A 25,277-nucleotide genomic window follows, 5' to 3' on the forward strand; every position below is an offset into this window, starting at 1 on the left:
GTGGCTCGGTGGGCGCGCGGAGCGGCGGCGGCGCAGGCCGCGACGCACTGTTCGCGGTCGCGTACCCTTCAAGGAACTCCTACACCGAGGACGGATTCGTCGTGTTTGACACCCTGAGTGACCGGCTTTCCGGCATCTTCTCGAAGCTGCGGAGCAAGGGACGGCTGACCGACGCCGACGTCGACGCGACCGCGCGCGAGATCCGCCTGGCCCTGCTCGAGGCCGATGTCGCCCTGCCCGTGGTCAAGGCGTTCATCGCCCGGCTCAAGGAGCGGGCGCGCGGCTCCGAGGTGTCGCAGGCACTCAACCCGGCCCAGCAGGTCATCAAGATCGTCCACGAGGAGCTCGTGGCGACGCTCGGTGGCGAGGCGCGCCGCCTGCAGTTCGCCAAGAACCCGCCGACCGTGATCATGCTCGCCGGTCTGCAGGGTTCCGGTAAGACCACCCTCGCCGGCAAGCTCGCCCGCTGGCTCAAGGGCCAGGGCCACCAGCCGCTGCTCGTCGCGGCCGACCTCCAGCGGCCCAACGCCGTCAACCAGCTGCAGGTGCTGGGCGGCCGCGCGGGCGTCGAGGTCTACGCGCCCGAGCCCGGCAACGGCGTCGGCAACCCGGTCCAGGTCGCCCGCGAGTCGATCGAGCACGCGAAGCGCCAGATGCGCGACATCGTCATCGTCGACACCGCCGGCCGCCTCGGTATCGACACCGAGATGATGCAGCAGGCCGCCGACATCCGCGACGCGGTCGACCCCGACGAGGTCCTGTTCGTCATCGACGCCATGGTCGGTCAGGACGCGGTCACGACCGCCGAGGCCTTCCGCGACGGCGTCGGCATCAGCGGCGTCGTGCTCTCCAAGCTCGACGGCGACGCGCGCGGTGGCGCCGCGCTCTCCGTGCGCCACGTCACCGGCCAGCCGATCATGTTCGCCTCCACCGGTGAGAAGCTCGAGGACTTCGACGTCTTCCACCCCGACCGGATGGCCTCGCGCATCCTCGGCATGGGCGACGTGCTCACCCTCATCGAGCAGGCCGAGCAGGCCTTCGCCGATGACGAGAAGGAGCGGATGGCCGCCAAGCTCATGGGCGGCCAGGAGTTCACCCTCGAGGACTTCCTGGAGCAGCTGCAGGCCGTGCGCCGGATGGGTCCCATCGCCAACGTGCTCGCCATGATGCCGGGCATGAACCAGATGAAGGACCAGCTGGCCGAGATCGACGACAAGCACTTCGACCGGGTCACCGCGATCATCCGCTCGATGACCCCGAAGGAGCGCTCCAACCCGAAGATCCTCAACGCCTCCCGCCGCGTGCGCATCGCCAACGGCTCGGGCGTCTCGGTCACCGACGTCAACCAACTGCTCACCCGCTTCGCCGACGCGCAGAAGATGATGAAGCAGATGGGCGGCATGATGGGCCTGCCCGGCGGCCGCCGCAAGGCGACCAAGTCGCCGAAGAACAAGCGCAAGGGCACCAAGGGCGGCAACTCCGGCGGCATGCGCCAGCCGCGCCTCGGTGGCGGCATGCCGCAGCTCCCGCCGGGCTTCGACCCGGCCGCCATGGACCCGAACGCGGCCGGCATGCCCCCGGGCTTCCGCCTCCCGAAGATCGACTTCTCGAAGCTGCAGAAGCGTGACAAGGACAACTGAGCCGCCGGTACCGCTGCACGTCCGGGGCACGATCCTGCCCTCCGGCGAGCGGCGCGACCTCTGGCTCGTCGGCGACCGGGTGACCTTCTCGCCCGTCGCCGGGGCGATGACCGTCGCCGACGAGGGCTTCATCCTCCCGGGCCTCGTCGACGCCCACTGCCACCTCGGCATCCAGCCCGGCGGCCGCCCGTCCGACGGCGTCGACCAGGCGCGGTCGCTCGCCGTGGTGGACCGCGACGCGGGCGTCCTCGCGATCCGCGACGCCGGTTCGCCGATCCCGTACGCCTCGCTCGACGACGACCCCGACGTGCCCCGGCTGGTACGCGCGGGCAGGCATGTGGCGCCGCCGAAGCGGTACCTGCGCGACATCGGCGTGGAGGTCGGCGAGGCGGACCTGGCCGGCGAGATCACCCGCCAGGCCGGCCTCGGCAGCGGCTGGGTCAAGCTCGTCGGCGACTGGATCGACCGCGGCGTCGGCGACCTGGCCCCCGCCTGGGACGTGACCGCGATGGCCGGCGCGATCGAGGCCGCCCACGCCGCGGGCGCGCGAGTAGCGGTCCACACCTTCGCCGAGGAGTCCGTCGCCGCCCTGGTCCGCGCCGGCGTCGACTCTGTCGAGCACGGCACCGGCCTGAACGAGTCCGACATCGACGAAATGGCCCGCCGCGGCACAGCCCTGGTCCCCACAATGATCAACATCGCGACGTTCGGCGGGATCGCGGCGCAGGCGGAGGAGAAGTTCCCGTCGTACGCCCGGCACATGCTCGCCCTGCGCGACCGCTTCCCGTCCCTCGTGCGCGCCGCCCACGAGGCCGGCGTCCCGATCTACGTGGGCAGCGACGCGGGCGGCGGCATCGACCACGGCCTGGCCGCCGAGGAGATGCTGCTGCTGCACCGCGAGGCAGGCCTGCCGGCGGAGGCGGTCCTGCACGCGGGCTCCTGGGGCGCCCGGGCCTGGCTCGGGTTCCCGGGCCTGGAGGAGGGCGGCCTGGCCGACCTCGTCGTGTACGGCGAAGACCCCCGCACCGACCTCACGACCCTGCTCCGCCCCCGCCGCATCGTCCTACGCGGCCGCGTGGTGCGCTGAGGTCCCGCCGCGGCCGTCTCGTCCGCGCGGCCGGGCAGCGCGCCGGCGTTTCGTCCCCGCCAGATCGTCTCGCTCGGCTTCTTAGTTCATTGATGCCTCGCCGGGGTGCATCGTCCTCCGTGGTGGCCTAGCGGCGTGGCTGCGAGGCTGGGTGGTGCGCTGGTGTTCCGCCCGGACCGCGGAGTCGCGCTCGGACGCGTGATCCGCTGATGCTTCGTCCCCGGGCCGTGGTGCGTCGCCAGGCTAGATGAACGCGTGCGGCGGCGGGTCGGGGTGTGAATGAGGGCACACGGTCGGCTGGCACGCGGCTGTCGCGCACGGGCGCGGGAGCGTCGGGCCGATATAATTGGCGGGTGCCGTTGCGTCCCGGAAGACCGGTCCTGCACCGGCACTTCACCCATGACACGCTGGTCTGGGCGCCGTTGACGCGGGTGGTCTCCGACGACGAGCAGGGCACCCGCCTCTGGCTCGCCACCGGCAGCCCCGTAATCCGCCAGGTCAGCGACGACGGCCAGGGCCCGCGCGGGATGCCGTTCGCGAAGTGGATCGAGCAGCCGAAGAAGATCATCCACGACGTGTACCGCGGGCCGAACACGCTGAAGTTTCACCCGCGCGGGGCTGCCTACTCGGTCTGGTGGCTGTTCGACCCCGAGTTCCGCTTCCGCGCGTGGTACGTGAACCTCGAAGAGCCCGGCATCACCTGGGACGACGGCGACGTCGCCGGGATCGACCTGACCGACCAGGACCTCGACATGTGGGTCTGGCCCGACCGGCGCTGGGGCTGGAAGGACGAGGACGAGCTCGAGGAGCGCCTGGCCTACCCGGACGCGTACTGGGTGAGCGATCCCGACGCCGTCTGGGCTCAGGGCCGCGCGGTTGTACCGGCGATCGAGACGGGGTCGTGGCCGTTCGACGGCACGTGGACCGACTTCCGGCCGCCGGCCGAGTGGACCATCCCCGAGCCTGTGACCGAGGGCTGGGACCGTCCTCGGCAGCGTCCGTGACCGGCGACACCGCCGCCCGCGCGACAACGCCATCCGGAGACGCGCGTGATCGGCCATGCCACTGGTCTCGCGGCCGCACCTTCGGCGGCGCACATATTCGGCAGCACGCGTGGTCGGCAGCGCGCGTGGTCGGCAATGCCGCCGCCCGCGCGATGGCACCCTCGGCCGGGCGCGTGATCGGTAGCGTCGCGGGCGGAGCGGGAACGTCGTGGCCGCGCGGGAGCGTCGTCGGCGGCGCGCGTGATCGGTAGCGTCGCGGGCCGCGCGGGAGCGTCGTCGGCGGCGCGCGTGATCGGCAGCGTCGCCGGTCGTGCGGGAACCGGTGAGGGCCGCGCCGGTCGGCGGTGGCGGCCGGTCAGAGCAGCGGACATCGACCTAGGGAGCGCCGGTTGAGCATCGTCTTCACGCCCGGTCAGGTGATCATGCATCGGAACACGCGGCGCGGGCGGATCGGGTGGGTGCGGCCCGCGCGCGTCGTGTCCGACGACGAGCGTGGGCTGTTGCTGTGGATCGCGCGGCATACGCCCGTCGTCAACGAGGTGTCCGGGGACGGGCGCGGGATGCGGACGATGCCGTTCGCCGAGTTTGTCACGCTGGGGACCTCGCTCAAGCACGGGACCTGGGACGGGCCCGGGGTGCTGAAGCTGCACCGGCCCGGCGACCCTGCGCACTCGGTGTGGTGGTTCCGTAACGACGCCGATCAGTTCACCGGGTGGTACGTCAACCTGGAGCGCCCGGCGATCCGCTGGAGCGACCCGGGCGGTGCGTCCGGGGTCGACGTGACCGACGAGGACCTCGACATCATCGTCGCGCCCGACCGCAGCTGGCAGTGGAAGGACGAGGAGGAGTTCGCCGAGCGCGTCGCCATTCCGGAGCACTACTGGGTGGACGACGAGGTGGCGGTACGCGAGGAAGGGCTCCGCGTCGTCAAGGAGATCGAGGCCGGTGCGTTCCCGTTCGACGGCACCTGGACGGACTTCATGCCGCCGGCCGAGTGGGAGTTGCCCGACCTCCCGCCCGGGTGGGACCGCCCGGCGCTGCGCTGAGATCCGCGACAGCCTGGGGCTCGGGCCGGGCGGGGGAGCCGGCCCGCGCCCGGGCGTCGGCGAACCGGATCGGCGGGGAACTGGGCGGGCCACGCGTCCGTGCGCGAGGGAGCGTTGCGCGCGGGGTGAGGTGTGGGGTGACTGCACTGGAGGTACCGGCGAAATCGGCTGAAAAGGGAGAACCTTCCGCTTTCCCGGGGGACGATGGCAGGTGCACAGGGGTCGTTTTTGCGCACGGTAGCGGGTCTGGCACAATGGTCTGCTGGTATCCGGTGTGCGTCCGAGCCCTCTAACCCGGCGTAGCGCCAGTCCAACAGAGCAGCCGACGGCACCATCCCCACGGTGTCCGGGCGGTCGCTCGGCTTCCAACAGATCCAGGAGCGAGCAACCAAGTGGCCGTCAAGATCCGGCTCCTGCGGATGGGCAAGATCCGCAACCCGCAGTACCGCATCGTCATCGCCGACTCGCGCACCAAGCGCGATGGTCGGGCGATCGAGTTCGTCGGGCTGTACCACCCGAAGGAGGAGCCCTCGCGTATCGAGGTCAACTCCGAGCGTGTCCAGCACTGGCTCTCCGTCGGCGCGCAGCCGAGCGAGGCCGTGCAGGCCATCCTGTCCAAGACCGGCGACTGGCAGAAGTTCAAGGGTCTGCCCGCGCCGGCCGAGCCGCTGAAGGTCCGCGCGGCCGCGCCGGACCGTAAGGCTGCCTACGAGGCCGAGGCGCAGGCCGCCGCCGGTCTGGCCGACGCGCCGAAGGCGAAGAAGGCCGCGGAACCGAAGAAGAAGGCCGAGGCCGAGGCTCCGGCCGCGCAGGCGGAGGAGCAGTCCGGTGCCGGCGCCGGCGCGGAGGCCTGACGTGCTGCGCCCCGCGCTCGAGCACCTGGTCAAGGGCATCGTCGACAATCCTGACGATGTCCGCGTGCGCATGGTCGACTCCCGCCGCGGACAGCGGCTGGAGGTCCGGGTCAACCCGGAGGACCTGGGCACCGTGATCGGGCGTGGCGGCCGGACGGCCAAGGCGCTGCGGCAGGTCATCACGTCGATCGGCGGCCGCGGCGTGCGCGTCGAGATCGTCGACGCGTACTGACGCATGCTGCTCGTCGTCGGTCAGATTTTCCGCGCGCACGGCGTCCGCGGCGAGGTTGTCGTGGACGTGCGCACGGATGCGCCGGCTGAGCGTTTCGCCGTCGGGTCGGTCCTGGAGACCGACTCGACGGCGGTGCGGCATCTGCAGACCGTGCCCGCGGGCGCGTGGAAGCCGCCGCCGACGCTCACCATCGAGTCGATCCGCCCGCACCAGGGCCGCCTGCTGGTGGTCTTCGAGGGCATCTACGACCGCAACCTCGCCGAGGACATGCGCGGCGTCCTGCTGTGCGTGGACAGCGCCACGATCCCGGCCAGCGACGACCCCGACGAGTTCAACGACCACGAGCTCATCGGGCTCGACGTCGTCGACGCCGCGGGGGAGAAGGTCGGGGAACTGCAGCGCATCGACCACGCGCCCGCGCACGACCTGCTCGTCGTGCGGCTCACCGACGGGCGCACCGGCCTGGTGCCGTTCGTGCGCGAGATCGTCCCCGAGGTCGACGTGCCCGGGCGGCGGATCGTGATCACCCCGCCGGAAGGCCTGTTCGACCTATGAGGGTCGACGTCGTCACGATCTTCCCGGAGTACCTCGCGCCGCTCGACCTGTCCCTGATCGGCAAGGCGCGCGCGAACGGGACGCTGCGGCTCGCGGTGCACGACCTGCGGCAGTGGACCCATGACGTGCACCGGACCGTGGACGACACGCCGTACGGCGGCGGCCCGGGCATGGTGATGCGGCCCGAGCCGTGGGGGCAGGCCCTCGACGCTCTGGCCGGCCCCGAGACCCACCTGATCGTGCCCAGCCCGGCCGGTGACCCGTTCACCCAGGCGACCGCGCGTGCCCTCGCGGAGGACGAGCACCTGCTGTTCGCGTGCGGGCGGTACGAGGGAATCGATCAGCGCGTCTTCGATCACGCTGCCGCGCGGATGCGGGTGAGCGAGGTCTCGCTCGGCGACTATGTGCTCTTCGGGGGCGAGGTCGCGGTCCTGGTCGTGCTCGAGGCGGTCACCCGGCTGCTCCCGGGCGTGCTGGGCAACGCCGACTCGCTGCTGGAAGAGTCCCACGCCGACGGGGTGCTCGAGGCCCCGATGTACACCAAGCCGCCCAGCTGGCGCGGCCTGGACGTGCCCGAGATCCTGCGCTCCGGTGATCACGGCCGGATCGCGCGGTGGCGCCGCGAGCAGGCCCTGGAGCGCACCGCCGAGCGCCGCCCGGACCTCATCGCCGCCCTCGAACGACGCACCGCCGAGCGTGATCAAGGAGCCTGATTTCAGGTTCGGCACGTCGATGTGGCAAAGTAGTGAGGTTGCCGCGGCCAGCCGTGCCCGGCTCATGATCACAAACCCTCGCGCGCCGCGGAGATCGGGCGTGCCTTGAGTGACGAGGAACAGCCGCGATGAACACGCTGGACGCGCTGGACGCACAGTCGCAGCGGACCGATATCCCGAGCTTCCGCGCCGGCGACACCGTCAAGGTGCACGCCCGGGTTGTCGAGGGCAACCGGTCCCGGGTCCAGGTCTTCCAGGGCGTCGTGATCCGTCGCCAGGGCGCGGGCCTGCGGGAGACCTTCTCCGTCCGGAAGGTGAGCTTCGGCGTCGGCGTCGAGCGCACCTACCCGGTCAACAGCCCGGCCGTCGACCGGACCGAGGTCGTGACGCGCGGCGACGTGCGCCGCGCCAAGCTGTACTACCTGCGCGACCTGCGGGGCAAGAAGGCCAAGATCAAGGAGAAGCGCGAGACCAAGGTCAGCAGCTGACCGTGCGTTTCGCCGGATCGTCGACGGGGAGGGGCGCGATGCGCACCCTCCCTGCGTCGCGTCCGGGATCGGGTCTTTCGGTCATCTGGAGCCGGTCTCCCCAAAGTGGTCTTGTGCATCTAGGCTGACGCCGATGGCAAGTGACCCCTACGGCCGCGATGGTTACGACGATCGCGCCGACGACCAACACCCGCGCGATCCCCGCCTGGACCAGGGGGACGGACGGCGCGGGCAGCAGCAACCCTTCGGCGGGGTCAGCTACCCGGGCCACGACTACTGGTCCACGACGGGGCGACCGGACGCCGAAGAGGTGCAGCGCGCCTACGACGGCGGCTGGTCCCGCGGCGACGACCGCGATGCCCAGGGCCGCAACGAGGCCCCGCCCGGCCGCGACGTGGTGCCCGGTCGTCGGGAGGTGGCCCGCCGCGATCCCGCGCCGGGCCAGGGTGGCTATCAGCGCGAGGACGACTGGACGTCGGGCGGCCGGGGCGACTGGGGTCGCGAGCCGGAGCGCGGCTGGAGCCGCGGCGACGAGCGCGAGGACTGGAACCGCGGGCGCGGCTACGACGACGACCCGTACGGCTCACGGCGCGGCCAGTGGGGCCGCGACGAGCCGCCGATGGTGCGCGACCGCGGGTTCGAGCGCGAACGTGAGCTCGAACGGGAGCGCGGCAGCGGCTACGAGGACCTCGGCTACGACGATCCGCGGGAACGTCGCGACCGGGAGCGCGGGGAGCGGTACGAACGCAGCTATGACCGTGGTGAGCGCTCGATCGGCTCGGGTTCGGGATCGCGCCCGCGCCGGGGCGACGCCTACGACGAGGACGACTCGGTGTCGACCTGGCGCAGCAAGGTCCGCCGCAAGCGCAAGAACATGCCGCTGTGGCAGGAGCTGCCACTGCTGCTGATCGTCGCGTTCTGCCTGGCCGTGCTCATCCGCACGTTCCTGGTGCAGGCGTTCTTCATCCCCTCCGGGTCGATGGAGAACACGCTGCTCGTCGGCGACCGGGTGCTGGTCAACAAGGTGCTGTACGACGTGCGGGAGCCCGAGCGCGGCGAGGTCGTCGTGTTCACCGGGCCGGACACGTGGGCGCCGGAGAACCAGGTCGACAAGGACGCCGGCTTCTTCGCCGAGCTCGGCCGCACCGTCGGCGACCTCGTCGGGTTCTCCCAACCGGGTGAAAAAGACTTCATCAAACGGGTGATCGGCCTGCCCGGCGACAAGGTCGCGTGCTGCGACGTCGACGGGCGGGTCACGGTCAACGGCTATCCGCTCGACGAGTCGTCGTACCTCTACGACAACTCGCCGCTGGACGCCGCCCCGAACCCGAAGCAGTGCACGGCGCGCCGGTTCGGCCCGATCCAGGTCCAGGCCGGGCAGATGTTCGTGATGGGCGACCATCGCGGCGTCTCTCAGGATTCGCGCTGCCAGGGCCAGGTGCCGATCGACAACGTGATCGGCCGCGCGTTCGTGATCCTGTGGCCCAGCGACCGCTGGGGCTGGCTGCCGGTGCCCGATACGTTCAAGAACGTACCGAAACCACAGGCCCTGCCCCCGCCCGGTCCACATGTCACGCGTGCGCCGAACGCCCCGTTGGTCCCGGATATGGTACTTGTACCGATCGCTGTCTCAATCTCGCTTTCGACCCGTTCGGCGCGTCAAGAACGGTTGAGGCGTCGCGATAGTTGACGAACACGTACCCTTCAGGACGTGATTGACGAGCAGACCAAAAAGTCCAGTAGCTTCTGGCGCGAACTGCCGGTGTTGCTGGGCGTGGCGATCATCGTCGCCGTCGTCGTACGCGCCTTCGTCCTGCAGACGTTCTACATCCCGTCGGAGTCGATGGAGAACACGCTGCTCATCAAGGACCGTGTGCTCGTCAACAAGCTGGTGTACGACTTCCGCTCCCCGCACCGCGGCGAGGTCATCGTCTTCACCGCTCCCGACTCGTGGCGCAACGACCCGTCCGAGGAGGACTTCATCAAGCGTGTCATCGCCGTCGGCGGCGATCACGTCATCTGCTGCGACGACAAGCAGCGCATCACGGTCAACGGCACGCCGCTGGACGAGACGTACATCTACGCCAACGCGGACGGGCTGCAGGACCTGCCGAGCGAGGAGCAGTTCGACGTCACGGTGCCCAAGGGCCGGCTGTGGGTCATGGGGGACCACCGTTCGCGGTCGGGCGACTCGCGGTACAACTTCATTCGCACGAAGGACCCGAACCAGGCGACGATCAACGAGGACGACGTGATCGGCCGGGCGTTCGTGGTCTTCTGGCCCTTCAACCGGGCCAAGTGGCTCAGCGTCCCGGACACCTTCGACAAGGTGCCGGATCCGACGTCGAAGTGATTGCGTCGTAGTCTCGTCGGTATGACGGAGGCTGCGGCAGACATCGACCGCCGGGCGGCGCGGGTGCTGCTGCTCGACCCGTCCGGCCGCGTCCTGCTGCTGCGCGGATGCGATCCGGCCCGGCCCGAGCACCGCTACTGGTTCACGGTCGGCGGCGGCCTCGAACCGGGCGAGTCGCTCATCGACGCGGCCGTGCGCGAGGTCTACGAGGAGACCGGGCTGCGCATCACGCGCGCCGACCTGGTCGGGCCCGTCCGCACCGACCAGATCCAATTCCCGTTCGATGGCCGCTGGTACTCCCAGGAGCAGTCGTTCTTCGTGGTGCGCTCGGAGGCGTTCACCGCCGACCTGTCCCACCTCCACGACTACGAGGTCAGCAGCGTGGACGCCGCGCGCTGGTGGTCGGCCGAGGAGCTCGACGCGACGTCGGAGCGCTTCTACCCCGCTGACCTCGCGCTGCTCGTGCGGGAGGTGGCGGCCTGATGCTCGCGCCTCCGCGCACCGTCGTGCACCGCGCGGCGGGCCTGTGGGCCCTCGAGCGGGCCCTGCAGCGCCGCGGCTTCAACCGGGTCGCCGGCGCCGACGAGGCGGGCCGTGGGGCGTGTGCGGGGCCGCTCGTGGTGGCCGCCGTCATCCTGCCCCAGGGCCGCCGCGGCGAGATCGACGAACTCAACGACTCCAAGCTGATGACCCACGCCGCGCGGGAGCGCGTCTACGAACAGGTCGTGCGGCGCGCGGAGGCGTGGACCGCGATCATCATCCCGCCGGGTGACATCGACCGCCGCGGCCTGCACGTGTGCAACCTCGCCGGCATGCGTCGCGCCCTCGCGGGGCTCTCGGTGCGGCCGGAGTACGCGCTGACCGACGGCTTCAAGGTGGACGGCCTGGGCATTCCCGGCCTCGCGGTCTGGAAGGGCGACCAGGTCGCGGCGTGCGTCGCGGCCGCGAGCGTCGTGGCGAAGGTCACGCGGGATCGCATCATGGAACAACTGCACGAGTCGTACCCGCAGTACGGCTTCGACGAGCACAAAGGTTATGTGACTCCGGACCACGGCGCGGCTCTCACCGCCCACGGCCCGTGCCCCGAGCACCGTTTCTCCTACGCGAACGTCGCGGCGGTGGGGCGGCCGGGCGCACGGCGCGGTAACGTCGGCGTGGCGCCCGGCGAGGCCGCACGGGTTCCGGCGCAAGTGGGCGACAATGTGGCTATGGAAGGCGGACCGCGATGAGCGCCGAAGATCTCGAGAAGTACGAAACCGAGATGGAGCTCCAGCTCTACCGGGAGTACCGCGACATCGTCCGCCAGTTCTCCTACGTGGTGGAGACCGAGCGCCGGTTCTACCTGGCCAACCAGGTCGACCTGCACGTGCGCAACTCCGACGGCGAGGTCTACTTCGAGGTCGAGATGCACGACGCCTGGGTGTGGGACATGTACCGGCCGGCCCGGTTCGTGAAGAACGTCCGGGTCATGACGTTCAAGGACGTCAACGTCGAAGAGCTCGAGAAGCCGGACATCTCGCTGCCCGACAACGGCTTCGGCGGCTGAGCGTCCGTTCAGCACGTTTCGCCGACCAGTTCGACGCATCGTGACCCCGGCCTGACACTCCGCGTGCGGGCCGGGGTTCTTTTGTACCGCCTTGTCGGATACCGCCGATAGCCAATTGCCCCGAGGCGGCGGACTGGGCCAATCTCGCCGCCATGTTCAAGACTCTGGCCCGCGTCGGCCTTCTCGTCCTTGCCGCTACCGCCATCGCCGCCGCCTCCTCCGCCATCGCGGCCGCCTCGGCGGTCTTCTCCACCCCGCCGCCGGCCGCTGCCGCTGAACCGCAGGCCGCCGGTTTCGGGGCCCCTGAGAACCCCGCTGAGGCCCCGCCGGTCCCCGGTCAGTTCGAGGCCCCGCTGGACGGTCCGGTGACGGTCACGCGGGGCTTCGAGCCGCCGTCGGACCGCTATGCCGCCGGCCACCGCGGCGTTGATCTGGCGGGCGTTCCCGGCCAGACCGTCCGCAGCGCAGGCGAGGGCACCGTCGTCTTCGCCGGGATGGTCGGCGGACGGCCGGTGGTCAGCGTGGAGCATCCGGGCGGGGTGCGCACGACCTACGAACCGGTCGCCTGGACGGTGGTGCGCGGGCAGGCGGTCGCGCCGGGAACGCCCCTGGGCACCCTGAGACCCGGACATCCGAGCTGTCCGGCGCCGGCGTGCCTGCACTGGGGGCTGAGAACCGACGACAAGGTGTACCTCGATCCGCTGTCACTGCTGCGCCACACGCGGGTGAGGCTGTTCGCGATGGCCTGAACGCCCCTTCTTCGCCGCTGCAGCGCTATGGCCGTTCCAGCAGCTTCGGCAGACCCGCCGCCAGCCGCTGGTAGTCCTCGGGCCGGTTGTAGATCTGGGCCGACAGTCGCAGGTAACCACGCCCGCGCCACGCCGCCATGCCCACCTCGGCCGACAGCTCGTCCGAGATCCGCCGGCGCAGTGCCGCCGCCGCCGACGGATCGTCCGCCACGCCCGCGCCCAGCGGGATCAGCGTCATCGGCAGTCCGGTCGCGGACGGGACCTCGGCGCCGATCGCCTCGGCGACGACGCGCTGCCCGTACTCGGCCAGCGCCGTGTTGTGCCGCCGCACCGCCTCGATGCCCAGCGAGCGCAGCACGAACACCCCGGTCGGCGCGGCCAGCCAGGGCGTGTAGTCATGCGATCCGAGCCACTCCAGGCTCGCGGGGAAGCCGGCCTCGGTCGACCACGACAGGACCAGCGGCCGGATTCGCTCCCGGCGCGCGGGCGCGACGGCCAGCAGCGCCGTGCCCCGCGGCGCGAACGCCCACTTGTGCAGGTTGCCGACCCAGAAGTCGGCCCCGAGCTCGCCCACCCGCGGGTCGAGAATGCCGGGCACGTGCGCGGCGTCGACGTGCACCGCCGCGCGGCCGCCCCAGCGCTCGCGCACCGCCACGACGATGCGCCGCACCGGGAACACACGCGCGGTCGCGGCGGTGATGTGATCGACGATCACCAGCCGGGTCCGGGACGTGGTCGCGTCGAGGACCGCCGCGGTCACCGCGGCGTCGTCCGCTTCGAGCGGCACCCGCGCGACCCGATGCACCGCTCCCGTGCGCCGGCAGGTGGCGGCCACGGCGAGGTCGACGGCACCGTACCCGTGGTCGGTCGTCACGATCTCGTCCTCGGCGCTCAGATCGAGGCTCCCGAGCACGATCGACGTGCCCGTCGAAGCGTTCTCGACGAGCGCCGTACCCTCGGGATCGGCTCCCACGAACCCGGCGAGGTGCCGCCGCACGTGCGCGATGCGCTCCTCGAGCCCGACGGCGAAGAACCGGTGCGGGTTGGCTTCCATCTCCTCGCGTACCCGCTGCTGGGCCCGCTGGACCGCGGCCGGCACCATCCCGAACGCCCCGTGGTTCAGGTGCGCGACGGCCGCGTCATGCGAGAACAGCAGACGAGCGCCGGGAATGGGCTCGGGAGCGGACACATCCACGATCTTAGGGCCCTCGGGCGGGGTGGCGCTCCTGGTTGCCGGGCACCCACCCCGCCTCATCCCCCTCGACACGCTGACGGATCCGCACGACGCCACGACCCGCACCCGACCGTGGCGCCGTGGGTGGTCAAAAGATCATGGCCCGCTTGGACGGCAAGGTTCGGAACAGTTACGGGCGGATCCGTGGTCCCCGCTGAGGCCGGGCCTGGCCGCCGACGGTCCCTTGCAGCGCGAGCCCGAAGGGTCAAAAGCGAAGAGCCACAAGCTTTTATCTCTAAGGGAGGGAAGAGCAATGATTTGATCCTGGCCGCACGCGGTGCCTTGGCCACGACTCGTGGCCGGTGAGATCACCGTCGTGGTTGAACTGCCCTCGTCAGCGGCACTGGCAGCGTGCCTCACGCGATGAACGGGCAGGAGCGGGGCTCGCGGCGAGCGGCGCTGCTAGGCGCGCGGGTGCGCCTGCTCGTATGCCTTGCGCAGCCGCTCGATCGACACGTGGGTGTAGATCTGCGTGCTGGACAGCGAGGCGTGCCCGAGCAGCTCCTGGACGGATCGCAGGTCGGCGCCGCCCTCCAGCAGGTGCGTGGCCGCGGAGTGCCGCAGGTCGTGCGGCGACGTGTGCGGCAGCCCGGCCGCCCGCGCGTACGCGTCCACGACCCGTCGCGCCGCCCCCGCCTGCAGCCGGCCCCCGCGCGCGCCGAGCAGCAACGCCTGGCCGCTCTGGGGCGTCTCCAGGGCCGGCCGGCCATGGCGGAGCCAGGCGGTCAGCGCGTCGTCGGCGGGCAGGCCGTACGGCACCGCACGCTCCTTGTCGCCCTTGCCGACGACGCGCACGACGCGCCGCATCCGGTCGACGTCGCCGAGGTCGAGGCCGCACAGCTCGCTGACGCGGATTCCCGTGCCGTACAACAGCTCCAGCACCAGCCGGTCCCGCAGCCCGAGCGCGTCCGCGCGGCCCGCGGGCTGGGTCACCAGCGTCTCCGCCTGGTCGGCGCGCAGCACCGCCGGCAGGTCGCGGTGCGCCTTCGGGCTGGCCAGGCGCTGGCCCGGGTCGGTTTCGAGGAGTCCTTCGCGCTTCGCCCAGGCGGTGAACGTCCGCGCGGCGGCCGCGTGGCGGGCCAGGCTCGTCCGGGCGTCGCCGGCCGCGCGCCGCCGCGCGAGCCAGCCGCGCAGCTCGGCGAGCGTCACGCCGGCGGGGGTGTCCGTGCCGCCGGTCGCGGCGTGGTCGAGGAGGGACACCACGTCGCCGACGTACGCGCGCACCGTGTGGGCCGAACGGTTGCGCTCCGCGGCGAGGTACCGGGCGAAGTCGTCCACGGCGTCGCGCATGGCCGGCGGCAGGCGCTCGTGCATCTCGGCGGTTCCGGGCGCGGGCGCGTTGCCCCGGCCACGTCCGCCGCGACTTTGCCCGGACCGTGCAGCTGCTCCGGATCGTGTGCCTGCTCCGGAGGGCCCTGCACCTGTGCCGGCCCTCGTCGCGTCCGCGCCACGCTCACGCGGCTCTCCGCGATCGGCGCCGCGGCTTGCTTCGCGGCCGGGCTCGGCGCTCGGGCGCCCCGCCGCCACGATGTCGCGGAGCCGGTCGGGCGCGCCGCCCGCCTCCGGCTGGTGGGAGGTCAACGCCGCTGCTGCTCTTCGAGGAACCGCTCGATCAGACCGCGCACCACGGCCGCCATCGTGAAGCCGTGCTCGGTGCACCAGGTGCGCAGTTCCGCGTGACGCTCAGCCGGCAGGCGGAACGTGACCAGCTGGCTCTCCTCGCCGGGCGGTAGTGAGCCGCCGAGGGCCCCGTGCGAGGCCGTCTCCTGGCCGAGGTCCGGCGGGCCGATGAGGTTGCGCCCGCGCAGCGCCGCGGTGGCGAACAGCGCGCTGCGGTCGACGGGCACGGTGCGTCCGAGCAGCCAGGCGGTGATCTCTTGGCGCGTCGTGGCCGGGAGCGTCTCGAGCAGCTCCACGAGCTTGTCGACCGGAGCAGTCATACCGCCACGATAGCGCCCGATATCCCGCTATCGCTATCGGTTGCCGCGACCGATCGGACCCGTACGCCCTGAATTTCTTCGAGCAGTTCCGGCAGGGTCCGGTCGATCACGGGGCCAGGCACGCTGACCACGAACTCGTCCGTCGCCACGGCGCCGTCGCGGTCGAGGACGCGCATCTGGCGGATGTCGACCCCGAGGCGGCCGAGCAGTGTGGTCACCTGGCCGAGGGAGCCGGGCCGGTCGGGAAGTTCGACGATCACGCGACGTAGCGACATGGGGCAAGCCTGACGACGCAGCGTTTCCCGTCCGTTACAACGCCACGTCGCTCCGCTTTCTTGGTTCGTTGACAAAGTCAACGAATCGCATGACGATGTCAACTATGACTATCGAGCCGGTCGCCGCGTTCCGGCAGTTCAATCGCTTCTACACAAATCTGATCGGCGTGCTGCGGGCCGGCCTGCTCGACTCGCCGTACTCGCTCGCCGAGGCGCGCGTGCTGTACGAGCTCGCCGCCGCGCCCGCGCGGGTGCTGGACGTGGCCGACCTGCGGCAGGGGCTCGACATGGACGCCGGGTACCTGAGCCGCATCCTCGGCAAGTTCGAGAGCGAAGGGCTCGTCGTGCGGGAACGCTCGGACGCGGACGCCCGCAAGCAGCGCATCCGGCTCACCGACGCCGGGCGTACCGCCCAGGCCGAACTCGACCAGCGCTCGGACGCGCAGGCGGCGGCGCTGCTGGGCGCGGTGCCGGAGACGGACCGCCGCCGGCTGATCGGTGCCATGGACGCCATCGAGACGATCCTCGGCGGCGGCACCGCCTCCGCGCCCACGGTCGTCCTGCGCCCGCCGGGACCGGGTGACCTCGGCTGGGTCGTCCAGCGCCACGGTGCGCTCTACACCGCGGAGTACGGCTGGAACGACGAGTTCGAGGCGATGGTCGCGCGCATCGTCGCGGACTACGCCGAGTCGCACGACCCGCGCTGGGACCGCGGCTGGATCGCCGAGGTCGACGGCGAGCCCGTCGGCTCGATCTTCTGCGTCCGCGCCGAGGGGAAGACCGCGAAGCTCCGGCTGCTGCTCGTCGAGCCGAAGGCCCGCGGCCTCGGCGTCGGCGCCCGCCTGGTCGACGAGTGCGTGCGCTTCGCCCGCAGCGCCGGCTACCGGGAGATGGTCCTGTTCACGCACGACATCCTCGGCGCGGCCCGCCGGCTGTACCAGCGCGCCGGGTTCGAGCTGGATCACGAGGAGCGGGCCCCGGCGTACGGCCATGATCTCGTACACCAGCACTGGCGGAAAATTTTCTGAGCCGCGCTCGGGAATGGCCCCAAGCCACCTGACCTGCGCCCCATACCAACATCACATGACGTGTCCGAAGTTATCCACAAGCACCCCGTTGTCCACAGGTTGGCCGTCATCGCCCGACGTTGATCGCCCGAATCGGCCAGAGTCGCCGCATGACGAACCGCAACCAGCTCGTCGGCGGCCTCGGCGAACGCGTGGCCTGCCGGTACCTCGTGTCACAGGGCCTCGTACTGCTCGACCGCAACTGGCGCAGCCGGGCGGGTGAACTCGATGTCGTCGCCCGCGACGGCGGCGACCTGGTGTTCGTCGAGGTCAAGACCCGCAGCAGCGTCCGCTACGGCCAGCCGGTCGAGGCTCTCGTGCCCGCCAAGGTCCGCCGGATCCGCTCGCTCGCCCGGATGTGGCTGGCCGAGCACGACGAGCGCTGCGAACGTATCCGATTCGACGTGATCAGCGTGCTCATCGGCCGGTCGGTGGCGCTGCAGCACCTGCGCGGGGCGTTCTGATGGGCTACGCCCAGGTCTACTCCGTCGCCCTGCACGGCGTGGCCGGCGAGGTCATCGTCGTCGAGGCGGACGTGAGTTTCGGACTTCCCAACTTCGTCGTCTCCGGGCTGCCCGACGCGGCGCTGAGCGAGGCTCGGGACCGGGTGCGGTCGGCCGTGACCAATTCCGGTGGCAAGTGGCCGCTGGAACGCATCATCGTCAACCTGCTGCCCGCCCATGTCCGCAAGCACGGCTCCGGCTTCGACACGGCGGTCGCCCTCGCCATCCTCGCGGCCAGCTCCGATCTGCCCGTGGCCCGTCTCAACGAAGCCGTCGTCCTCGGCGAGCTGGGCCTGGACGGCACGGTTCGGCCGGTGCGCGGGGTGCTGCCGGCGGTCCTCGCGGCGAGCCGGGCCGGCAAGGCCATGGCCCTGGTACCGCTGGCCAACGTCACCGAGGCCCGCCTGGTACCCGACATCGAGGTCCTGGGCACCGACAGTCTCGGCCGGCTCATCGGGTACCTGCACGGGCAGGAGTCGCTGCTCGACCCGGCCGCGCAGCCGCCACCGGACGAAGCCGCCCCGCTCGACCTCGCTGACGTGCTCGGCCAGGAACGCGGCCGCCGCGTCATCGAGCTCGCCGCCGCGGGACGGCACCACGTCGCGATGTTCGGGCCGCCCGGCACCGGCAAGACCATGCTTGCCGCCCGCCTGCCCGGAGTGCTGCCGCCCCTCGACGACCAGGAGGCGATCGAGGTCACGGCGCTGCACTCGATCGCCGGCACGCTCGCACCGGGTGCGGCGCTGATCCGCCGGGCACCGTTGCAGGCCCCACATCACACGGCGTCGGTCGCAGCGCTGGTCGGGGGCGGGTCCGGCCTCGCCAAGCCCGGCGCGGTGAGCCTCGCCCACAACGGTGTGCTCTTCCTCGACGAATGTGCCGAGTTCTCCTCCGGCGTGCTGGACGCCCTGCGGCAGCCTCTGGAGGACGGGGAGGTCAGGCTCCGGCGAACGTACGGCGAGACCGCCTACCCGGCCCGAACCCAGTTGGTCATGGCCGCCAACCCGTGTCCGTGCGCGAAACCCGGTGGCCGCCCGGCATGTCAGTGCCCGTCGATAGTCCGCCGGCGGTATCAGTCCCGGCTGTCGGGTCCGCTGATGGATCGCGTGGACCTGCAGGTCGACCTCGACCCGGTTCGATCCACCGCGTTGCTCACCACCGAGCACGTCGAGCCCTCCGCGATCATCGCGAAGCGGGTGCTGGGAGCCAGAGAGATCGCGTCGGATCGCTGGGGACCTCACGCGAAGACGAACGGCGACGTCCCGGCCTCGGTGTTGCGGGACAAGAGGTACCGGCTCCCGAGGCCGGTGCTCCATCCGCTGACCATCGAACTCGATCGCGGCCGGATCTCGGCCCGAGGATTCGAACGCTCGATGCGCGTGGCGTGGACGATCGCGGATCTCGACGGGCGGGAGCGGCCAGACGCCGCCGATGTGCGTGAGGCGCTTGAGCTGCGTTCGAGGAGCGTGCTGTGAGCGATGGAGGGGAGCGGGCGGCGCGTATGGCGCTCGGGATGCTCGTCGAACCTGGCTGTCGTGAGCTGGGCGTGCTGGTGCGGTCCGTGGGCGCGCAGGAGGCGCTGGTCCGGGTAGTCGGCGGGTACGGGATCTCGGCTGGGCTGGCTGGTGCGGTACAGGCGAGGATGCAGAAAGCGGGCGTGGACGGCGACGGCGACGTGGCCGGCACGGTTGCCGGGCGGATGGGCGAGCTCGCGGAGCGGCTCGGGGCGCGGATCGTCACCGCGGCGGATGAGGAGTGGCCGGCGGCGCTCGACGATCTGGTTCTGGCCAGTCGTCCCGGGAACATTCTGCGGCGGGACACCGATCCGCCGATGTGCATCTGGTTGCGGGGGCCGCTGCGGCTCGGCGAGACGCTGGAGCGGGCCGTGGCCGTGGTCGGGGCGCGGGCGGTCTCCGGGTACGGCGGGTTCGTCGCCTCGGAGTTCGCGTACGGGCTCGCGGAGTGCGGGTGGACCGTCGTGTCGGGCGGGGCGCTCGGGGTGGACGTCGCGGCGCATCGGGGCGCGTTGGCCGGGGGAGGGGCGACGGTCGCGGTGCTGGCATGCGGGATCGACAAGGCGTACCCGGCGGCGAATGCGGCGGTGTTCGAGCAGATCGGGGCCGAGGGGCTGCTGCTGACCGAGTGGCCGCCGGGCACCCAGCCGCACAAGACGCGGTTCCTGACCCGCAATCGGGTCATCGCCGCGGCGACGAAGGGCACGGTGATGGTCGAGGCCGGGTCACGCAGCGGGGCGCGGAGCACGCTCGGGTACGCCAGGCTGCTGCAACGCTCGGTGATGGTCGTGCCGGGGCCGATCAACTCGCCGATGTCGGTCGGGTGCCACATCGAGCTGCGGCAGCCGGGCACGGTGCTGGTGACGCGGGTGGAGGAGATCGTCGAGGAGATCGGCAGCGTCGGGGACCTGGCCACGCCGATCCATGGAGTGGGGCGGCCCGAGGACAACCTCGATCCGTTGCAGGCGCGCATTCTCGACGCGGTGCGGCCGCGGCGGGCGTCCACGGCGGAGCAGATCGCCGCCACGGCGGGGGTGAGCGGGCGCGACGCGCGGCGGAATCTGCCGCTGCTGGAGGAGCTCGGGTTCGTGGTGTCGGCGCCGGACGGGTACCGGCTCAGCAACGTGCCCCGGGCTGCGATCGGCGAGGAGGGGGAGCGGTGAGCAAGCCGGAGCCGCAACTGCCGGGCCACGGTTGGCGATGGGTCGCGATGAACGGGTCGGGGCCGCCACCGTCGGGTCGTGGGTGGCGGTGGGGCGCGATGAACCGTTCCGGGCCGCCGCAGCGGAGCCGCGGCGTCATCGAGGACGTGGCGACTTCAGGGCGAGGCGAGGGAGCGGCGGACGATGCAGAGCCGCTGCGGCCGAGCCGCGGCGTCATCGAGGACGTGGCGACCTCAGGGCGAGACGGGCTAGCGGTGAACCGTTCCGGGCCGCTGCGGCCGAGCCGCGGCGCCATCGAGGAGGTGGATGGTTCAGAGCCGCTGGAGGCGGGCCACCGCCTCGTCGAGGACCTCGTCTCGCTTGCAGAACGCGAACCGCACCAGGCGCCGGCCGGCCTCGACGTTGTCGTAGAAGACCTGGGTCGGGACGGCGACGACGCCGCAGCGCTCCGGCAGCGACAGGCAGAAGTCGACGCCGTCGGTGCCGCCCAGCGGGGTGATGTCGGCGGTGACGAAGTAGGTGCCCTCGGGCTGCAGTACCGCGAAACCGGCCTCGGTCAGGCCCTTGCACAGGCGGTCGCGCTTGCGCTGCAGGTCGTCGCGGAACTCCTGGTAGTAGGACGGCGGCGACTGCAGGGCGACCGCGATCGCGGGCTGGAGGGGGCCGGCGTTGACGTACGTGAGGAACTGCTTCACGCGCGTCACGGCCGACACCAGGGAGCGGGTGCTGCAGACCCAGCCGATCTTCCAACCGGTGCAGGAGAAGGTCTTGCCGGCCGAGGAGATCTGGACCGTACGGTCGCGCATGCCGGGAAGGCCGGCGAGCGGGACGTGCGGGGCGGACGCGTCGCTGAAGACCAGGTGCTCGTAGACCTCGTCGGTGATGGCGAGGGCGTCGTGCTCGATGCACAGCTCGGCGATCGTGGCGAGCTCGGCGGCGGTGAAGACCTTGCCGGTCGGGTTGTGCGGCGAGTTGAGCAGCACGAGGCGGGTCTTCGGGCCGAAGGCGGCGCGCAGCTCGGCGGGGTCGAAGGCGTAGCGGCCGTCGACGGCGCGCAGGGTGACCGGGCGGCGGACGGCGCCGGCGAGGGCGATCGAGGCCGCGTACGAGTCGTAGTAGGGCTCGAAGCAGACGACCTCGTCGCCGGGTTCGCACAGGGCGAGGATGCTCGCGGCGATGGCCTCGGTGGCGCCGGCGGTGACCAGGATCTCGCCGTCCGGGTCGTACTCGAGGCCCCAGAACGCCCGCTGGTGAGCCGAGATCGCGGCGCGCAGCTCCGGGATGCCGGGTCCCGGCGGGTACTGGTTGCGCCCGTCGTGGATCGCCGCCGCCGCCGCGTCGAGCATCGCGGCCGGGCCGTCGGTGTCGGGGAAGCCCTGCCCGAGGTTGACGGAGCCGGTGCGCACGGCCAGCGCCGACATCTCCGCGAAGATCGTCGTGCCGAACGGGCGCATGCGGGCGATGAGCGGGTTACGCGGGGCGTCAGTCACCCACCGAGTATGCGGCCGAGGGGGGCGGTCGGGCCGGTGTGGGCCGGGGCGTGCGGTGGAAGGCGAGGGTGCGGGCTCCGGGGCCGGGGTGGCGGGATCGGGCGCGGCCGGTCGCTGCGGGCGGTCTGGGCCGATGGGAGTCTGCGCCGACCTCGCGTGCCGTCAGGCCTGAAGCGGTGGTGGAGGGCGCTCGCCTGGCCACGGGGGCGGTCCGAGGTGCAGGAGGCACGGGCGCAGGGACAGGCGCGAGAGCAGACGCCGCCGGAGCTGCTATTGCCGCCTCGCACGGACAGCGGTCCCACACCGCAAAGGAGCAGCACCGAGGGGAAGCCCGCGTTCCCAAGCAGGAATCCACGACCGGCGACAAATGAGCACTGCCGGGAGTCGCGTTCAGCACCAGGCTGGCGCCACCAGGAGGCACGCCCAGCACCACACGCCCGGCGCTGTCAGGAACCCGCCAACCAGGGCAGCCGAAAGGGCGAGGCGCAGCAGGACGCCCCCGAAAGAGGAACGCACGCGGTCCCAAATGCCCGGATCGCGAAGGAAAGGCCGGTGGACGTCCGGGAGCGACGCAGATTACAAGCCCCTTCGCCGGGTGGCGAGGATCATGTGGAGGGCCTACCGTGACGCACCGTGGATGGACGCCGGAACTTCCCCCCGGACCCGGATGCGGATTCCCGCTGGTACCCGGACGGCCGTGGATACGACGATCGCGGGTACGACGACCGCGCCACCAGCGATCGAGGGCGCCGCCGCGACGACGCCGATCGCGGGTACGGCGACGACGACCGCGCCTACGGCGAAGCGGACCGTGACCGCGGCTACGGCGAAGCCGACCGCCAATACGGCGAAGCCGACCGCGGCTACACCCCCACGAGGTACGCCGACGAGCGCGAGTACGACGACCCCGGCTACCGAGCCCCGGAGCCGCGCGGCGCAAGCGGCGGCCCCGGCGGACAGCCCGGATCGGCCGGAGCGAGCCGCACCTACGGCGCCGACCCGCTGACGTACGGCGACACCCCCAGCGGCCAGTTCCCCCCGTCCGCCCTGCCCAGCCGCGCGGGCGGCGACTCCGGCGAGTACTCCGGCGAGTACGCCAGCCGCGCCCGCCGCTCCGAGGCGATCGACCGCGGCGCCCTCCAGCGCCCCGTCTCCGGCGGCGCGGCACCGAACGCGGCCCCCAACGGCCTGGCCGGAGCCCAGATCCCCGGCCTGACCACCTCCGGTTCCCCGATCCAGGGCCTGCCGACGATCACCCCGTCGAGCAGCGGCCCGCTGGGCTCGATCCCGCAGGCCGCCCCCGTGTCGGCCATGCCCGGCTCCGGCGCACCTCAAGGCACCAGCGCCTTCGCCGCCCCCACCGCCCTGACCGCCGCCGTGCCGGCGCCGCAGCAGCCGCAGCCCCAGCAGTACGGAGGGGATCCGGGTGGCGCGGTGTACCGCAGCAAGCGCCCCGGCCTCGCCGTCGCCCTCGTGGTGATCACCGTGCTGTTCGAGATCCCGGTCCTGCGGCTGTTCATCGACGCCATGACCGCCGATCAGGTCCCCGCGGGCGGCACCCTCGCCGGGATCTTCATGATTCCGGCGCTGCCCATGTTCTCCCTCGGCCTGTACGGCCTGATCGGTGGAGCAGCCGCCGCCGCCCCGGGCATCCGGCCGTGGCTGCGGGCCCCGCTCTGCTATCTGCCGGTCGCCGTGCTGCTGTTCATGGCGGCGGGAATGGCCGCCTAACGGAGACGGACAAAACCGGGCGAACTACACGCCAGTGGGGGGATTCGTAGAAGCCCGGCCCCGGCGCGTACACTTTGCCCCGGCGACCGCACACCGTGCGGTCGACCTCGCGCGCCCTCCCTAGCCCGCCGGATGTATTCCCGCGACGGGTCAGCTACCACAGGGCGGCGGCCGCCCTGGTCCCAAGAGAACGCACGGTGCACCACCGCGCGTGCGACGGGTGAGACGGCCGACGACCGGGCGCCAGGCACGGCAGGCCACCCGGTCCGCCGTGGGACAACCAGGAGGGTTCACCAAGAACATGGCCGTGACCATGCGCCAGCTGCTCGAGAGTGGCGTCCACTTCGGGCACCAGACCCGCCGCTGGAACCCGAAGATGAAGCGCTTCATCTTCACCGAGCGCAACGGCATCTACATCATCGACCTGCGCCAGACGCTCGACTACATCGAGAAGGCGTACGACTACATCCGCAACACCGTGGCCGAGGGCGGCTCGGTGCTGTTCGTCGGCACCAAGAAGCAGGCCCAGGAGGCGATCGCCGAGCAGGCGACGCGCGTCGGCCAGCCGTACGTCAACCACCGCTGGCTCGGCGGCATGCTGACCAACTTCCAGACGGTGTACAAGCGCCTTCAGCGGATGAAGGAGCTGGAGAGCCTGGACCTCACGGGCACCGCGCAGGGGTACACCAAGAAGGAGACCCTGCAGCTGTCCCGCGAGCAGACCAAGCTGAGCCGGACCCTGGGCGGTCTGCGCGACATGCAGAAGCTCCCGTCGGCGATCTGGGTCATCGACACCAAGAAGGAGCACATCGCGGTCGACGAGGCCCGCAAGCTGGGCATCCCGGTGATCGCCGTGCTCGACACGAACTGCGACCCCGACGAGGTCGACTTCCCGATCCCCGGCAACGACGACGCCATCCGCTCCGCGGCGCTGCTGACCCGCGTGGTCGCCGACGCGGTGGCCGACGGCCTGATCGCTCGTTCCGGGCGCGCCACCCGTGCCGACCAGAAGCCCGAGCCGGGCGTCGTGGCCGGTGACGAGCCGCTTGCCGAGTGGGAGCGCGAGCTGCTCGAGGGCGGTGCCAAGGCCGGCGAGGCTCCCGCAGCCGCCGCTCCGGCGGCTCAGGCCGCTCCGGCCGCCGACGAGACCAACCAGGCGTAACCCACAGAGCGAGAGAGAGTCATGTCCAACTTCACCGCCGCGGACGTCAAGCGGCTCCGCGAACTGACCGGTTCCGGCATGATGGACTGCAAGAAGGCGCTCGAGGAGGCCGAGGGCGACTTCGACAAGGCCGTCGAGCTGCTGCGCATCAAGGGTGCCAAGGACGTCGGCAAGCGTGCCGGGCGCACCACCGCCAACGGCCTCGTCGCGCACTCGGGCTCGGGCCTGGTCGAGATCAACTGCGAGACCGACTTCGTGGCCAAGAACGACGCGTTCGTCGAGCTGGGCCAGAAGCTGGCGGCCCACGTCGACGCGACCAAGCCGGCCGACGTCGACGCGCTGCTCGCCTCCAAGCTGGGTGACAGCACGGTCGCCGACCTGATCCAGGCCGAGTCGGCCCGCATCGGCGAGAAGCTCGTGATCAACCGCATCGCGGTGCTCAACGAGCCGGTCGCGATCTACATGCACCGCAAGAGCCCGGACCTCCCGCCGCAGGTCGGCGTGGCGGTCGAGTTCAACGGCAAGACCGACGAGGCGGCCGTGGCCGACGCTCGCGGCGTGGCGATGCAGATCGCCGCCATGCGGCCGAAGTACCTCACCCGCGACGAGGTCCCCGCCGACGTGGTCGACTCCGAGCGGCGTATCGCCGAGGAGACCGCCCGCGAGGAGGGCAAGCCCGAGCAGGCCCTGCCGAAGATCATCGAGGGCCGGGTCAACGCCTTCTTCAAGGACTTCGTCCTGATCGAGCAGCCCTCGGTCGGCGACAACAAGAAGACGGTCAAGCAGGTGCTGGCGGAGGCTGGTATCGAAGTGACGCGGTTCGTACGCTTCGAGGTCGGCCAGGCCTGACCGGCAGTACAACAGCAGTGAGGGGGTCACGGTCCACCGGATGGAGGCCGTGACCCCCTTTCCACAACGAGGACAGAAGGGT

Annotated in this window: 27 protein-coding genes; 22 read left to right on the forward strand and 5 right to left on the reverse strand. The window is 71.6% G+C overall.

Annotation, left to right across the window (positions count from 1 at the left end):
- Nucleotides 1-101: 101 nt before the first annotated feature.
- The 15 genes from ffh to ACQP00_RS07580 all read left to right on the forward strand — a co-directional run bounded on the left by ffh (nt 102) and on the right by ACQP00_RS07580 (nt 12,267).
- Nucleotides 102-1,640 (forward strand): signal recognition particle protein, encoded by a 1,539-nt coding sequence (gene ffh, locus ACQP00_RS07510; RefSeq protein WP_433216289.1) that lies wholly within the window; start codon nt 102-104, stop codon nt 1,638-1,640.
- Nucleotides 1,624-2,727, forward strand: coding sequence for an amidohydrolase family protein (locus ACQP00_RS07515; RefSeq protein ID WP_433216292.1), 1,104 nt, complete (start codon nt 1,624-1,626; stop codon nt 2,725-2,727). Before ffh ends, ACQP00_RS07515 begins: the two co-directional genes overlap by 17 nt.
- Nucleotides 2,728-3,080: 353 nt before the next feature.
- The gene (locus ACQP00_RS07520) at nt 3,081-3,731 is read left to right on the forward strand and encodes a DUF402 domain-containing protein (RefSeq protein WP_433216295.1); all 651 of its coding nucleotides are present in this window, start codon (nt 3,081-3,083) and stop codon (nt 3,729-3,731) included.
- A 395-nt stretch (nt 3,732-4,126) separates the two neighbouring features.
- A complete protein-coding gene (locus ACQP00_RS07525) occupies nt 4,127-4,777 on the forward strand; it encodes a DUF402 domain-containing protein (protein ID WP_433223745.1) in 651 nt (216 codons plus the stop codon).
- 392 nt (nt 4,778-5,169) lie between these two features.
- A complete protein-coding gene (gene rpsP, locus ACQP00_RS07530) occupies nt 5,170-5,631 on the forward strand; it encodes a 30S ribosomal protein S16 (protein WP_433216298.1) in 462 nt (153 codons plus the stop codon).
- Nucleotides 5,606-5,863: an RNA-binding protein gene (locus tag ACQP00_RS07535; protein ID WP_033357826.1), complete on the forward strand. Its 258-nt coding sequence runs from the start codon at nt 5,606-5,608 to the stop codon at nt 5,861-5,863. Before rpsP ends, ACQP00_RS07535 begins: the two co-directional genes overlap by 26 nt.
- 6 nt (nt 5,864-5,869) lie before the next feature.
- Nucleotides 5,870-6,418: a ribosome maturation factor RimM gene (gene rimM, locus ACQP00_RS07540; RefSeq protein WP_433223747.1), complete on the forward strand. Its 549-nt coding sequence runs from the start codon at nt 5,870-5,872 to the stop codon at nt 6,416-6,418.
- Complete coding sequence (trmD, locus tag ACQP00_RS07545) at nt 6,415-7,131, forward strand: tRNA (guanosine(37)-N1)-methyltransferase TrmD (protein WP_433216301.1); 717 nt, start codon at nt 6,415-6,417, stop codon at nt 7,129-7,131. The genes rimM and trmD overlap by 4 nt, the downstream gene beginning before the upstream one ends.
- 128 nt (nt 7,132-7,259) lie before the next feature.
- Complete coding sequence (gene rplS / locus ACQP00_RS07550; protein WP_433216304.1) at nt 7,260-7,619, forward strand: 50S ribosomal protein L19; 360 nt, start codon at nt 7,260-7,262, stop codon at nt 7,617-7,619.
- A gap of 832 nt (nt 7,620-8,451) precedes the next feature.
- On the forward strand, nt 8,452-9,309 hold the full coding sequence (gene lepB / locus ACQP00_RS07555; RefSeq protein WP_433223748.1) for a signal peptidase I: 858 nt from the start codon (nt 8,452-8,454) through the stop codon (nt 9,307-9,309).
- A gap of 21 nt (nt 9,310-9,330) precedes the next feature.
- Nucleotides 9,331-9,972, forward strand: coding sequence for a signal peptidase I (lepB, locus tag ACQP00_RS07560; protein ID WP_433216307.1), 642 nt, complete (start codon nt 9,331-9,333; stop codon nt 9,970-9,972).
- A gap of 21 nt (nt 9,973-9,993) precedes the next feature.
- Nucleotides 9,994-10,455, forward strand: coding sequence for an NUDIX hydrolase (locus ACQP00_RS07565; RefSeq protein WP_433216310.1), 462 nt, complete (start codon nt 9,994-9,996; stop codon nt 10,453-10,455).
- A complete protein-coding gene (locus ACQP00_RS07570; RefSeq protein ID WP_433216313.1) occupies nt 10,455-11,201 on the forward strand; it encodes a ribonuclease HII in 747 nt (248 codons plus the stop codon). The genes ACQP00_RS07565 and ACQP00_RS07570 overlap by 1 nt, the downstream gene beginning before the upstream one ends.
- Nucleotides 11,198-11,518 carry a DUF2469 domain-containing protein gene (locus ACQP00_RS07575; RefSeq protein WP_033357832.1) on the forward strand — a complete coding sequence of 107 codons (321 nt, stop codon included), beginning with the start codon at nt 11,198-11,200 and terminating at the stop codon, nt 11,516-11,518. The genes ACQP00_RS07570 and ACQP00_RS07575 overlap by 4 nt, the downstream gene beginning before the upstream one ends.
- A gap of 152 nt (nt 11,519-11,670) precedes the next feature.
- Nucleotides 11,671-12,267: a M23 family metallopeptidase gene (locus tag ACQP00_RS07580; protein WP_433216316.1), complete on the forward strand. Its 597-nt coding sequence runs from the start codon at nt 11,671-11,673 to the stop codon at nt 12,265-12,267.
- Between the two features lie 25 nt (nt 12,268-12,292).
- On the opposite strand, the gene ACQP00_RS07585 is transcribed toward ACQP00_RS07580, so the two are convergent.
- The 4 genes from ACQP00_RS07585 to ACQP00_RS07600 form a co-directional block, all read right to left on the reverse strand.
- The gene (locus tag ACQP00_RS07585; protein ID WP_433216319.1) at nt 12,293-13,456 is read right to left on the reverse strand and encodes an aminotransferase class V-fold PLP-dependent enzyme; all 1,164 of its coding nucleotides are present in this window, start codon (nt 13,454-13,456) and stop codon (nt 12,293-12,295) included.
- Between the two features lie 447 nt (nt 13,457-13,903).
- Entirely contained in the window at nt 13,904-14,815 is a 912-nt protein-coding gene (locus ACQP00_RS07590; RefSeq protein ID WP_433216322.1) for a tyrosine recombinase XerC, read from the reverse strand.
- A 263-nt stretch (nt 14,816-15,078) separates the two neighbouring features.
- Nucleotides 15,079-15,441 carry a hypothetical protein gene (locus ACQP00_RS07595; RefSeq protein WP_433216325.1) on the reverse strand — a complete coding sequence of 121 codons (363 nt, stop codon included), beginning with the start codon at nt 15,439-15,441 and terminating at the stop codon, nt 15,079-15,081.
- Entirely contained in the window at nt 15,438-15,716 is a 279-nt protein-coding gene (locus ACQP00_RS07600; protein ID WP_433216328.1) for an ACT domain-containing protein, read from the reverse strand. The genes ACQP00_RS07595 and ACQP00_RS07600 overlap by 4 nt, the downstream gene beginning before the upstream one ends.
- A 104-nt stretch (nt 15,717-15,820) precedes the next feature.
- On the opposite strand from ACQP00_RS07600, the gene ACQP00_RS07605 reads away from it, so the two are divergent.
- The 4 genes from ACQP00_RS07605 to dprA all read left to right on the forward strand — a co-directional run bounded on the left by ACQP00_RS07605 (nt 15,821) and on the right by dprA (nt 19,963).
- Complete coding sequence (locus ACQP00_RS07605) at nt 15,821-16,744, forward strand: bifunctional helix-turn-helix transcriptional regulator/GNAT family N-acetyltransferase (RefSeq protein WP_433216331.1); 924 nt, start codon at nt 15,821-15,823, stop codon at nt 16,742-16,744.
- Nucleotides 16,745-16,893: 149 nt separating this feature from the next.
- Nucleotides 16,894-17,247: a YraN family protein gene (locus ACQP00_RS07610; protein WP_433216334.1), complete on the forward strand. Its 354-nt coding sequence runs from the start codon at nt 16,894-16,896 to the stop codon at nt 17,245-17,247.
- Nucleotides 17,247-18,761 (forward strand): YifB family Mg chelatase-like AAA ATPase, encoded by a 1,515-nt coding sequence (locus ACQP00_RS07615; RefSeq protein ID WP_433216337.1) that lies wholly within the window; start codon nt 17,247-17,249, stop codon nt 18,759-18,761. Before ACQP00_RS07610 ends, ACQP00_RS07615 begins: the two co-directional genes overlap by 1 nt.
- Nucleotides 18,758-19,963 (forward strand): DNA-processing protein DprA, encoded by a 1,206-nt coding sequence (dprA, locus tag ACQP00_RS07620; protein WP_433216340.1) that lies wholly within the window; start codon nt 18,758-18,760, stop codon nt 19,961-19,963. The genes ACQP00_RS07615 and dprA overlap by 4 nt, the downstream gene beginning before the upstream one ends.
- A 311-nt stretch (nt 19,964-20,274) precedes the next feature.
- Here dprA and ACQP00_RS07625 read toward each other — a convergent pair whose 3' ends face one another.
- A complete protein-coding gene (locus ACQP00_RS07625; protein ID WP_433223750.1) occupies nt 20,275-21,417 on the reverse strand; it encodes a pyridoxal phosphate-dependent aminotransferase in 1,143 nt (380 codons plus the stop codon).
- 669 nt (nt 21,418-22,086) lie between these two features.
- On the opposite strand from ACQP00_RS07625, the gene ACQP00_RS07630 reads away from it, so the two are divergent.
- The 3 genes from ACQP00_RS07630 (at nt 22,087) to tsf (ending at nt 25,195) form a co-directional block, all read left to right on the forward strand.
- Nucleotides 22,087-23,184, forward strand: coding sequence for a hypothetical protein (locus tag ACQP00_RS07630; RefSeq protein ID WP_433216343.1), 1,098 nt, complete (start codon nt 22,087-22,089; stop codon nt 23,182-23,184).
- A gap of 313 nt (nt 23,185-23,497) precedes the next feature.
- The gene (rpsB, locus tag ACQP00_RS07635) at nt 23,498-24,346 is read left to right on the forward strand and encodes a 30S ribosomal protein S2 (protein ID WP_433223752.1); all 849 of its coding nucleotides are present in this window, start codon (nt 23,498-23,500) and stop codon (nt 24,344-24,346) included.
- A gap of 21 nt (nt 24,347-24,367) precedes the next feature.
- Nucleotides 24,368-25,195 carry a translation elongation factor Ts gene (tsf, locus tag ACQP00_RS07640; protein ID WP_433216346.1) on the forward strand — a complete coding sequence of 276 codons (828 nt, stop codon included), beginning with the start codon at nt 24,368-24,370 and terminating at the stop codon, nt 25,193-25,195.
- Nucleotides 25,196-25,277 lie beyond the last annotated feature (82 nt).

This window comes from Dactylosporangium sp. CS-047395, from assembly GCF_050942185.1.
In the GTDB taxonomy this organism is placed as follows: domain Bacteria; phylum Actinomycetota; class Actinomycetes; order Mycobacteriales; family Micromonosporaceae; genus Dactylosporangium.

What these genes read in the sequence shown, in the direction of transcription:
- trmD (WP_433216301.1), top strand. Translation starts at nt 6,415, where the DNA reads ATGAGGGTCGACGTCGTCACGATCTTCCCGGAGTACCTCGCGCCGCTC.
- rplS (WP_433216304.1), top strand. Translation starts at nt 7,260, where the DNA reads ATGAACACGCTGGACGCGCTGGACGCACAGTCGCAGCGGACCGATATC.
- ACQP00_RS07565 (WP_433216310.1), top strand. Translation starts at nt 9,994, where the DNA reads ATGACGGAGGCTGCGGCAGACATCGACCGCCGGGCGGCGCGGGTGCTG.
- ACQP00_RS07570 (WP_433216313.1), top strand. Translation starts at nt 10,455, where the DNA reads ATGCTCGCGCCTCCGCGCACCGTCGTGCACCGCGCGGCGGGCCTGTGG.
- ACQP00_RS07575 (WP_033357832.1), top strand. Translation starts at nt 11,198, where the DNA reads ATGAGCGCCGAAGATCTCGAGAAGTACGAAACCGAGATGGAGCTCCAG.
- ACQP00_RS07580 (WP_433216316.1), top strand. Translation starts at nt 11,671, where the DNA reads ATGTTCAAGACTCTGGCCCGCGTCGGCCTTCTCGTCCTTGCCGCTACC.
- ACQP00_RS07590 (WP_433216322.1), bottom strand. Translation starts at nt 14,815, where the DNA reads ATGCACGAGCGCCTGCCGCCGGCCATGCGCGACGCCGTGGACGACTTC.
- ACQP00_RS07595 (WP_433216325.1), bottom strand. Translation starts at nt 15,441, where the DNA reads ATGACTGCTCCGGTCGACAAGCTCGTGGAGCTGCTCGAGACGCTCCCG.
- ACQP00_RS07600 (WP_433216328.1), bottom strand. Translation starts at nt 15,716, where the DNA reads ATGTCGCTACGTCGCGTGATCGTCGAACTTCCCGACCGGCCCGGCTCC.
- ACQP00_RS07605 (WP_433216331.1), top strand. Translation starts at nt 15,821, where the DNA reads ATGACTATCGAGCCGGTCGCCGCGTTCCGGCAGTTCAATCGCTTCTAC.
- ACQP00_RS07610 (WP_433216334.1), top strand. Translation starts at nt 16,894, where the DNA reads ATGACGAACCGCAACCAGCTCGTCGGCGGCCTCGGCGAACGCGTGGCC.
- ACQP00_RS07615 (WP_433216337.1), top strand. Translation starts at nt 17,247, where the DNA reads ATGGGCTACGCCCAGGTCTACTCCGTCGCCCTGCACGGCGTGGCCGGC.
- ACQP00_RS07625 (WP_433223750.1), bottom strand. Translation starts at nt 21,417, where the DNA reads ATGCGCCCGTTCGGCACGACGATCTTCGCGGAGATGTCGGCGCTGGCC.
- rpsB (WP_433223752.1), top strand. Translation starts at nt 23,498, where the DNA reads ATGCGCCAGCTGCTCGAGAGTGGCGTCCACTTCGGGCACCAGACCCGC.
- tsf (WP_433216346.1), top strand. Translation starts at nt 24,368, where the DNA reads ATGTCCAACTTCACCGCCGCGGACGTCAAGCGGCTCCGCGAACTGACC.